Annotated in this window: 9 protein-coding genes; 5 read left to right on the top strand and 4 right to left on the bottom strand. The window is 66.8% G+C overall.

The features are described 5' to 3' along the window. Window positions 1-588 precede the first annotated feature (588 nt). The 4 genes from HMPREF1137_RS05250 to HMPREF1137_RS05235 all read left to right on the top strand — a co-directional run bounded on the left by HMPREF1137_RS05250 (window position 589) and on the right by HMPREF1137_RS05235 (window position 4033). Entirely contained in the window at window positions 589-1311 is a 723-nt protein-coding gene (locus HMPREF1137_RS05250; RefSeq protein ID WP_007589661.1) for an ABC transporter ATP-binding protein, read from the top strand. A gap of 104 nt (window positions 1312-1415) precedes the next feature. After that, on the top strand, window positions 1416-2204 hold the full coding sequence (locus tag HMPREF1137_RS05245; protein ID WP_034496935.1) for an ABC transporter permease: 789 nt from the start codon (window positions 1416-1418) through the stop codon (window positions 2202-2204). 9 nt (window positions 2205-2213) lie between these two features. Next, the gene (locus HMPREF1137_RS05240; RefSeq protein ID WP_007589671.1) at window positions 2214-3317 is read left to right on the top strand and encodes a sensor histidine kinase; all 1104 of its coding nucleotides are present in this window, start codon (window positions 2214-2216) and stop codon (window positions 3315-3317) included. A 74-nt stretch (window positions 3318-3391) separates the two neighbouring features. After that, window positions 3392-4033 (top strand): response regulator transcription factor, encoded by a 642-nt coding sequence (locus HMPREF1137_RS05235; RefSeq protein WP_034496932.1) that lies wholly within the window; start codon window positions 3392-3394, stop codon window positions 4031-4033. 4 nt (window positions 4034-4037) lie between these two features. On the opposite strand, the gene HMPREF1137_RS05230 is transcribed toward HMPREF1137_RS05235, so the two are convergent. The 4 genes from HMPREF1137_RS05230 to HMPREF1137_RS05215 form a co-directional block, all read right to left on the bottom strand. After that, window positions 4038-4886 carry a VanZ family protein gene (locus HMPREF1137_RS05230; RefSeq protein ID WP_007589663.1) on the bottom strand — a complete coding sequence of 283 codons (849 nt, stop codon included), beginning with the start codon at window positions 4884-4886 and terminating at the stop codon, window positions 4038-4040. Between the two features lie 175 nt (window positions 4887-5061). After that, the gene (locus HMPREF1137_RS05225; protein ID WP_007589668.1) at window positions 5062-5799 is read right to left on the bottom strand and encodes an HNH endonuclease family protein; all 738 of its coding nucleotides are present in this window, start codon (window positions 5797-5799) and stop codon (window positions 5062-5064) included. A gap of 118 nt (window positions 5800-5917) precedes the next feature. Then, window positions 5918-7417 (bottom strand): amino acid permease, encoded by a 1500-nt coding sequence (locus HMPREF1137_RS05220; protein WP_081493514.1) that lies wholly within the window; start codon window positions 7415-7417, stop codon window positions 5918-5920. Between the two features lie 9 nt (window positions 7418-7426). Further along, the gene (locus tag HMPREF1137_RS05215; RefSeq protein WP_034496929.1) at window positions 7427-8125 is read right to left on the bottom strand and encodes a trimeric intracellular cation channel family protein; all 699 of its coding nucleotides are present in this window, start codon (window positions 8123-8125) and stop codon (window positions 7427-7429) included. A 116-nt stretch (window positions 8126-8241) separates the two neighbouring features. On the opposite strand from HMPREF1137_RS05215, the gene HMPREF1137_RS05210 reads away from it, so the two are divergent. Further along, window positions 8242-9236 (top strand): carbohydrate kinase family protein (locus HMPREF1137_RS05210; protein ID WP_007589664.1); only part of this gene is annotated, 995 nt, incomplete at its 3' end.

Genomic DNA, 9236 nt, shown 5'->3' with positions numbered 1-9236 from the left:
CGCGAGCTTCGCTCGGCGCGGACGACTCGAAGCCCGGCCAGGCCCCGCCACCGCCCACGGGCACCGCAGCCAGGCCCACCGGTCCCTCCGCGCCCTCCACGCCGGTGGCCAGTGGGGGTTTTGCAGCATTAGAAGCTGGCTGGCTGTGTATCTCCGGCGTGTCGCAGCTCTAATGATGCAATTCCCCCCCGATTGGCGGCGGCGCGGGCGTGGTTTTCGTTGGTGTGGGCGTGGTTTGCGGTGGTGTGGCCACCAAAGTGCAGACCCATTGGGTGAAAAACGGTGAAGAAAGCCTGTTGTGGCTGAATGAGTCTACGTTTTGGCGGATCCGGCCTCTGGCATGGTGTGGTATTCGCACGCGAGCAACACCACCGCCCCTCCTAAGCAATGTCGCACGTAATTCCCCGAGGACTGCTTCACAGTTTGAATTACTATCATTGGAATTGCAACGTTTGCAGGCTATCTCAAAAAGTGACCGCATTAAATTACGTGCGACTTTTGGAAGAGGCCACCCCTGACATTTGTCATGGCACCACCTGCATCAAAGGACACTTCCGGCCCCATTAAAACGCGCGCAGACTGGGAGCCATGAACGCAGAAGCAACGCCCGCCCTCCAGGCGACGAACATTCACCAGTCTTTCGGCCACGTCGACGCCCTGCGCGGTGTGAACCTGACCCTCATGCCCGGCGAGATCGTGGCACTCCTCGGCGTCAACGGCGCGGGCAAGAGCACCTTCCTGGACATCGTCCTCGGCCTGGCCACCCCCACGCAGGGCGACATCAGCGTCTACGGCATGAGCCCGCGCGAGGCCGTGCGCCGCTCCCTCGTGAGCGCAATGCTCCAGACCGGATCGATGCCGCGCGACGGGAAGGTACGCAACACGATCGACCTGGTCGCCGCAATGCACGCCAACCCAATCCCCACCGACGAGCTCCTCGAACGCACGAACCTCACCAAGCTCGCCAAGCGCCCCCTCGACAAACTCTCCGGCGGCGAGCGCCAGCGCGTGCGCCTCGCCCTCGCACTGGCCGGCAACCCCGACTTCCTGATCCTCGACGAGCCGACCGCCGGCATGGACGCTCTCGCCCGCCGCGCCTTCTGGGAGACGATGCGCGCCGAGGCCGCGGAGGGCCGCACGCTCCTCTTCGCCACGCACTACCTGACCGAGGCCCGCAAGGACGCCGACCGCATCGTCATCATCGACGCCGGGAAGGTCCTCCTGGACGCTCCCACCGAGCAGGTCGTCGCCGACAACGAGGACCTCGAAGACGTCTTCGAGCGCATCACCTCCCACGCCGACGCCGAGTGAGCGCGACGAACGCCCACCCCGATGAGCCGGCCCCGGCCTCGTCCCGAGGCCGACGCCGAAGCCCCCGCCCCACGAACGCAGACACGACACACGAAGAAGGCATCATGACCACCCAGGCACCCGCACGAACCACCGACCGACCGATCCCCTCCCCCTTCACCGGAGCGGGCAAGCTGTGGCGCGCGACGTTCCTGTCCCACATCCTCAACCCGTGGAACATGGCGTTTGCCCTGCTGCTCCCCATGTTCATGTACGCGATGTTCGGCATGACCGATGTTGCGCGCGCGACCCAGACCGGGCGCGGGAACCTGGCAGCAGCGATGATCGCGATGATGACCACGTACGGCGTCATCCTGGTCGGAGGCTCCCTCGGTGCGACGCTGTCCGTCGAGCGCACGACCGGCATCTCGCGCATGTACGCGCTGACCCCCATCCAGCCGTGGGTGATTCTCCTCGTGCGTCTCACGGCCCTCGTGGCGCTGAGCGCGTTTATCACGCTCATCACCTTCAGCTTTGGCCTGGCCACGGGCGCGCAGATGACCCCGGGCGCGTGGGCGGCCAGCGCCGCGGTGGTCGTCGCCCTCTCGGCCCTGGGTGCGCTCATCGGCCTGGCCTGCGGATACACGATCAAGGGCGAGAACGCCTACAGCGCCTCCGCATTCGTCATGCTGATGGGCGCATTCGTGTCCGGCATGTTCATCCCGCTGGACCAGCTGCCGCCCTTCGTCGCACAGATCGCGCCCTTCACGCCCCTCTACGGCGCCGTCCAGGCGATCTACGCGGTCGCCGGAACCGTGACGATGCCGACCGCCGCGTGGCTCAACATCGCCGGGTGGGCGGTCATCACGGCCGGCATCGCCTGGTGGGGCGCATCCCACGACACGGGTCGATAGGCTGTTGCCATGAAGGAGCGCTTGATCTCCCTGGCGTGGGCGGCCCCGTGGATGCTGTTCATGGGGTTTCCCCTGGCCTACGCCCTGGAGTTGACGGATACGGCCCAGCGCGCGAGCATCATCGGGCTGTGCGCCCTCCTCGCGGCCGCTAACTCGGCGGCATGGCTGACCAATCCTCTGCCCGCGCGCAACTCCTTCACGAGGCCGTTCATCCTCTCCCACGCGGCGCTGGGCGCGGTGACGGTCATCTACCTCGTCTACGCGACCTCCGTCGGTTTCCCTTACGCGTTCATGCTGACGTCGTATCTGCTGGTCGCGTGGATCTTCCAGGCGCCAAGCAGATACATTGTCGCGGGCGTCGTACCGATCGTCGCCATCGCCAGCGTAGCCGCCTATGCCGAGGGAGAGCCGGTATGGATGATCTGGTACCTGGCCCTCCTCATCGGCTTCGTCGGGTTGGCTCGCTGGGGCATGGAGCGCTCGGCCCGTGAACGCCTGCGCCGCCAGGATGCGATTGCGCGCGCGAAGGCCGCCGAGCGGGCGCGCCTGAGTACGGACCTGCACGATATCCTCGGGCACTCGCTGACGGGGATCACGATGGTCTCGGAGCTGGCGGGTCGCCTCCTGGAGGCGGGGCGCGTAGAGGAGGCGCGCGAGCAGCTGCGCTCGGTCACGGCTCAGTCGAACGAGGCCTTGGCTGACGTCCGCCGCATCGTGGCGGCCACGCGGGCCCTGTCCCCCGTCGAGGAGCTTGAGGAGGCCCGCGCCCTCCTGGAGGTCGCGCGTGTCGACGCCGAAATCACGAACGAGGGCGAGCCGCCGTCGGGGCCTCGTTCGGCCGCGGCCGCCCACGTGATCCGAGAGGGCGTCACGAACGCGATCCTGCACGCGCACCCGTCGTGGGTTCGTATTCGCCTCTCCCCTGGCGGCGTGACCGTCACCAACGACGGTTACTCGGCCGCCTACGCCGCGTCGAGCGCGGGATCGGGGTCGGGCCTGGCGGGCCTGTCCGATCTGGTCGGCGAGGAGGGCACGCTCACCTGGGGCGCGTCGGGTTCCACGTGGACGCTCTCGTTGGCCTTCGATTCCGAACCCAACGCCCACTCGTCCTGAGGGGTGAGCACACCCGAGAGATGATCCTGCGACCTGCGCTAGCCTAGTACCCCAAGCGCAGACAGGAGGGTGACGTGCCGATTCGGGTACTCGTGGCCGATGACCAGGCGATGATTCGCGGTGCCCTGGCGGGGCTGCTGGACCTGGAGCGCGACATCGAGGTTGTCGCGCAGGCCGCCGATGGCGCGCAGGCCCTCGAGGAGCTGGCGCGCCTGGCATCAGCGGACGCGCCGGCCCGCGCAAGCGCCCCCGTCGACGTTGCCATCATCGACGTCGAGATGCCTCACATGGACGGCATCACGGCCACGCAGGCGATCCGCGCGCGTTTTCCCGGCGTGCGCGTGCTGATCGTGACGACGTTCGGACGTCCGGGATACCTGCAGCGCGCCCTCGACGCGGGCGCTACGGGCTTCATGGTGAAGGACGCGCCGGTCGAAACCTTGGCGGACGGTGTGCGCACCGTGGCCGCGGGGGGCCGTGCCATTGACCAATCCCTGGCCTTGGAGGCTCTATCGACTGGATCTTCGCCCCTGACGGACCGCGAGGCCGATGTTTTGCGCGAGGTCGAGGGAGGCGGGACCATCGCGGACATTGCCCACTCGCTGGGGCTCAGCCAGGGAACGGTGCGCAACCACGTGTCCTCGGCGATGCTGAAGATGGACGCACGCACGCGCGCCGAGGCAGCGTCCCTGGCTCGCGCGGCCGGCTGGCTGTAGACAGCTACGCGCCCATGAAGCGCGAGTTGCGCGCCATGAAGGGCAGCAGGCGCACACCCGCGTAGGTGCCCAGCGTGTTCATGATGACGTCATCGATGTCGACGACGCGGTAGGTGCAGGGAACGACACCGAACAGGCCCGTGTACTGGGTCAGCTCGATGAGGCAGGAGACGACGCAGCCGATCGCCACCCACGCCAGGACGCGGCGGTGCGGGATCGAACGGGCCAGGCGAGACCCGTCAGCGGGCGCACCCTCGGGCGCGCGGCGCATGCGCCGGATGCGCCACGTGGTCTCCGCGAGCGCTCCGAGCGGCACGAACAGCGCGATGTTGAGCAGGATCGATAGCGCGTACAGGGTGCCGCGCAGGCTCTCCCCGTCGCGGAACTGGTCAGCGACAGCCACGAACGATCCGAACGGCGTGAAATTGTCCCAGTGGATGATCGCAGCGCACGCGGCTACCGGGTCGGAGGGCAGGGGCAGGAGGGTGAAGATTAGCAGGCCCGCGAGGTACAGGATCCAGACGAGAGGCAGCGCGCGCGGGAGCCTCCACATTGTCGAGGCGGGGGCCGCGACCACGGGAATCTCTGCCGTCATCGGGGTGTCCGGGTTCTCCTCGCGAGGCAGAAGCGCACCCGTCTGTTTCGAGCGACGATAGATGAGCGGCAGGGCATCGGAGACCGTTAAGTGCGAACCACTCGAACCAGACGACGAAGACGTATCGGGTGTCGATGCCGGAGAAACGAAGGCGGCACGGTCTGAGCGGCGTCCGAGAAACCACCACAGCGCGCACGTGATCACGCAGACGGCGGCGTAAAGCCCCAGATCAAGCGCCCAGTTGACTGCCGTGTACATGTCACCCCTCTCCTTGAGGGGAACATTACCGGCGTTATCGGGCAATGTTGCGGACGTGCGCTCAGTTCCACACGCGATGGACACAATGTGAGAAAAGGCCTGGGAATCCGCTGGAAATTGTTGGTCAGAATTGCGCGCGGTGACGATTCAGCGCACGGGGAAGGCCCGCGCCCACTCACCCGGCACAGGCTGACAGCTGCTCGGCGAGCACGTCCTGTTCTGCACGGGTCACACTCAGCCCATACGCGTTTTTGACGGCGATCTGACGTTTCACATAGTCACAGTGGAACGCGGTATTGGGCGGCAGCCACTGGTCCGCGGACGAGGCCGACTTGTCCTCATTCGCCGCTCCATCCACCGCGAGCAGGTTTTCCGGGTCGTTAGCGAACTCCTGGCGGCGCTGCGCGTCCCACTGCCAGGCGCCCGATCGCCACGCGTCCGCGAGGGCGACGACATGGTCGATCTGCACCAGGGACGAGGTCTTGTCCCCCCTCTGAAACTCGATCGTGGCACCCGTGTAGGGCTCGGCGAGGGTGCCCGACAAGACCACGCAGTCGTGCGTGCCGGGCTTGAAGGTGGGGCGCGCCAGGTCGCGGGCAAGGATGTCGTTTCGGGTGTCGCAGCCGTTATGGTCGGTATCCGCCCACCGCTGCCCGAAGGCCTCGCGGTCGTACGCCGGCGCGGAAGGATCGTCGACCGACTCCCGAACCGTGAGCTCGCGCAGCTGCCGGGCCGCCTCGCTATCCGGCAGGGAGGACAGCGCCTGCCCGCTGCGCAGCGGCGGCCACCCCAGGCGCGAGCGCAAGCCCAGCAGATCCCACCCAACGCCGGGCGCGAACACCCACACGAGGGCAGCGACGATCACCAGCAGAACAATCGTGTCCCCGATGCTCCTGCGCCGCTTGCGCGCCATCTCCCTCTCCTTTCTCTCACAGCGCCCACGCAATGAGGGCACCCCGGCCATCCGAGGTGCCCTCATGATGCACCGACCCACCGGCATCTGCGTCCCGGCGGCAAGTGCCTGTGGATAACTAGGCTCGCTTGCGCGACAGCACCAGCTGACGCACGAAGTAAATCGCGATGATGATGAGCGTGAGAGCACCCATCGAGATCAACTGAGCCCGACCCTCGTCGCTCATGAGCATGAGGACACCAATCCCACCCAGGCCAGCCAGGACCAGCCACGGCAGCCACGGCCACCCGGGCATACGGATCACGAGCGAACCCGAGCGTTCCAAGGAGGGATGCAGGCGCATCAGCGAGATGATAATGAACGTCCACACGATGAGCAGAACCATGCCAATCGCGTTGATGAGCATCGTCAGGATCGAACCGGGCAGGTACCAGTTGCCCAGAACCGCCAGCAGCGCCAGGACCACAACGAGGCCGACTGCACGCTTCGGGGTACGCCCCGCCTCGATGTCTCCCGCAAGCTCGGCGGCCAGGACGGCCTCGTCATCCTCGAGGGCGGCCTCGACGACGGAGCGCACACGGGCCTTGTTGGACGCGGACGCACCCAGCAGCCAACGCGGACCCATATCTCGGGCTGACAGGGAGTACGCCATGCGGGAGGAAGCGTAAATGTTCGCGGAGAACGCGGAGATGAGCGCCATAAAGATAATGACGTTCATGAGCGTCCCGACTGCGGGGACACCCGCCATCTCGAGAACGGCGGCGAAGGCGTTCGTATTCATCGCCTCGCTATCCCACGGCAGCAGCGCGATCAGCAGGATGACGGAGCCGACGTAGAACACGAGGATGCGGGTGACGACCGAGCGGATGGCGCTGCTCATGGCGGCCTGGGGATCCTCGGCCTCGGCCGCGGCGATCGTCACGATCTCAAGGCCGCCGAAGGACGTGATGACGGCCAGGAGCGCGACTGCGACACCAGACAGTCCATTCGGCATGAATCCGTTGTGTCCCAGGACGTTCTGTAGGAGGCCCTCGTGCCCCGGCAGGGGGCCGACGATCGCCGTGCGCGCGACAAGATAGGCACCCACACCCAGGAAGGCAATGATCGCAACGATCTTCACCATCGACAGCCAGGCCTCAATTTCGCCGTACTGCCCTGCCGCCAGCAGGTTAATACCCCCAATAACAACGACAATAACGAGGGCAACCACCCACTGCGGAACCGCGGGGAACCAGCCGACGAAGAACGTCGCCGCGCCCGTCACTTCCAGGCCCGACACCATGATCAGCATGACCCAATACAGCCACCCGATCGTGAACCCTGCCCACCGACCGATTCCGGCCTCGGCATAGGAGGAGAAGGAACCCGTCGACGGCAGGGACGAGGCCAGCTCGGCAAGGGCCAGCATGACCGATACGACGATAATCGCGGCCAGCGCATAGGACGCGATGACGGCGGGTCCGGCCTGATGGATCGCTGAACCCGTGCCCAGGAAGAAGCCGGCGCCAATGGCGAGGCCCAGGGCCATCATGGACAGGTGCCACGTCTTGAAATGTTTACGCCCAGCGGGGGCCGACGCGGCGGGAGTTGACGAATCGGGTGTTGATTTGGGAGTCACACCGCCATACTAACGCCTGCCTCTACGCAGAGCTTTCAACTGCGAGTATGTGAGAGTGATGGTCCACTCGCGGGTCTGCGGGAGCCTCCAGCGGCGCCAGTGCGCCATTCCCGTGAAGACGAGGCCAACGATGATGGACGCGCCCATGCCCAGGACCGGCTGGCCCATGTGCCAGAAGATGACGGTGACCAGCGAGCACGCGAACGCGGGGGTTGCGTAGAGGTTGTTGCCGCCGAAGACGCGCGGGACCAGACCTGCGGAGATGTCGCGGACCATGCCACCGCCGATCGCCGTCATGATGCCCAGGAGGATCGCCGGCATGATCGCAAAGCCCGCATCGAGAGTCTTGATCGCACCGGTCGCGCTCCAACAGCCCAGCACCATGCCATCGGCAATAACGAGGAGCACCGACCACGTGCGCGAATCCATGCGGAAGGCCATCGCAATGAGGGCGCCAACAATCGCGAACCACAGGTAGTAGGGGTCCGTGATGGCAACGGGCGCACCGGTGCGGGTCGTCAGGAGCAGGTCACGGATCATGCCGCCCGCGAGCGCCGTCATGATCGCGAGGATACAGAAGCCGACGGCATCAAAGTTTCGCTCTCGGGCGACCTTGCCGCCGAGGATGCCATTGAGGAGAACGCCCATGAGGTCGATGGCTCGGAAGACCTCGGGCAGGGAGTTATTCAGCGCGTCGAGCAGGTGCATGGCGATCCGAAAGAGTCGATGAGTGTCGTTGTTCATATGCTACAGGTTTTGTCGGCCCGTCAGCGAGAGCCGCAAGCACACTGTCTCACGCGGCTACCGGGTGCGACAATGTCCCTATGACTGCTCTCTTCGCCGGGCTCACGACCCTGGATGTCCTGCATCGACTCGACCACGTGCCGGACCCGCTGCTCAAGGTCACGTCGACGGACTTCACGATGGCCGCAGGCGGTCCCGCGACGAACGCGGCCGTCACGTACGCGGCGCTGTGCGAGGCCTCGCGCGTTCTCAATGGTTCTGGCGACGAGGCCGGGGCCGCCTCGGGCACTCGCGCTTACTCTGAGGAAGCACCGACTCTGTTGACAGCCCTCGGCGAAGGCCCGGTGTCAGCCTTCCTGGCGGCCGACCTGGCGGCCGTGGGCGTGCGCGTCCTGGACGCGACGGCGCCTGCCGCATCCCCCGCTCCCGAGGCGGGCGAGCACCCCACCGACGTGGGCGAGCACCCCACCGACGCAGGCGAGCGTGAGAGCGCCCCGACCTCGTCCCGTGCGTCGCGCGAGCCCGCCGTGTCCTCGATCATCGAGCACCCGAACGGTCGCATGGTGGCTTCCACGAACGCGCGGCTCGACGCCGACCCGGAGCGTGTTGCGGCAGACCTGCCTGAGCGCGTCGGCGCGGTCCTCATCGACGGGCACAACCCGGCGCTCGCACATGCGGCCCTCACCCTGGGCGTCCCCGAGGTCGACGGGGAGGACCCGTTCGCCCAGCTCGAGGCGCGCCCACCCCACCCGCGGATCCTGGACGGCGGCTCGTGGAAGGACTGGCTCACTCCCCTGTTGGGCTTCGTCGACATCGCTGTCGTGTCGGAGGATTTCGCGCCGCCGCTGATGGCGCGCCCGGACGGGGCGCAGGTCGCCGAGTTCCTGCGGGGCTTCGGCATCACGCGCACGGTTCGCACGCGCGGGGATCGCTCCGTGCAGTACTGGTGGGATGGCACGAGCGGCGAGGTTCCCATCGAAGCCGTCCCGGACGCGTCCACGCTGGGCGCAGGCGACGCCTTCCACGGGGCTTTCGCGTGGGCAATCGAGCGCGGCGGGGACGCGGACCCGGAGCG

It is taken from the genome of Actinomyces sp. ICM39, from assembly GCF_000282935.1.
GTDB lineage: Bacteria > Actinomycetota > Actinomycetes > Actinomycetales > Actinomycetaceae > Pauljensenia > Pauljensenia odontolytica_B.
This window is presented reverse-complemented; position numbering and strand designations above follow the sequence as displayed.

Bases quoted from the DNA above. Each gene is read 5' to 3' on its own strand.
- HMPREF1137_RS05250 (WP_007589661.1), top strand. From the start codon at position 589: ATGAACGCAGAAGCAACGCCCGCCCTCCAGGCGACGAACATTCACCAG.
- HMPREF1137_RS05245 (WP_034496935.1), top strand. From the start codon at position 1,416: ATGACCACCCAGGCACCCGCACGAACCACCGACCGACCGATCCCCTCC.
- HMPREF1137_RS05240 (WP_007589671.1), top strand. From the start codon at position 2,214: ATGAAGGAGCGCTTGATCTCCCTGGCGTGGGCGGCCCCGTGGATGCTG.
- HMPREF1137_RS05230 (WP_007589663.1), bottom strand. From the start codon at position 4,886: ATGTACACGGCAGTCAACTGGGCGCTTGATCTGGGGCTTTACGCCGCC.
- HMPREF1137_RS05225 (WP_007589668.1), bottom strand. From the start codon at position 5,799: ATGGCGCGCAAGCGGCGCAGGAGCATCGGGGACACGATTGTTCTGCTG.
- HMPREF1137_RS05215 (WP_034496929.1), bottom strand. From the start codon at position 8,125: ATGCACCTGCTCGACGCGCTGAATAACTCCCTGCCCGAGGTCTTCCGA.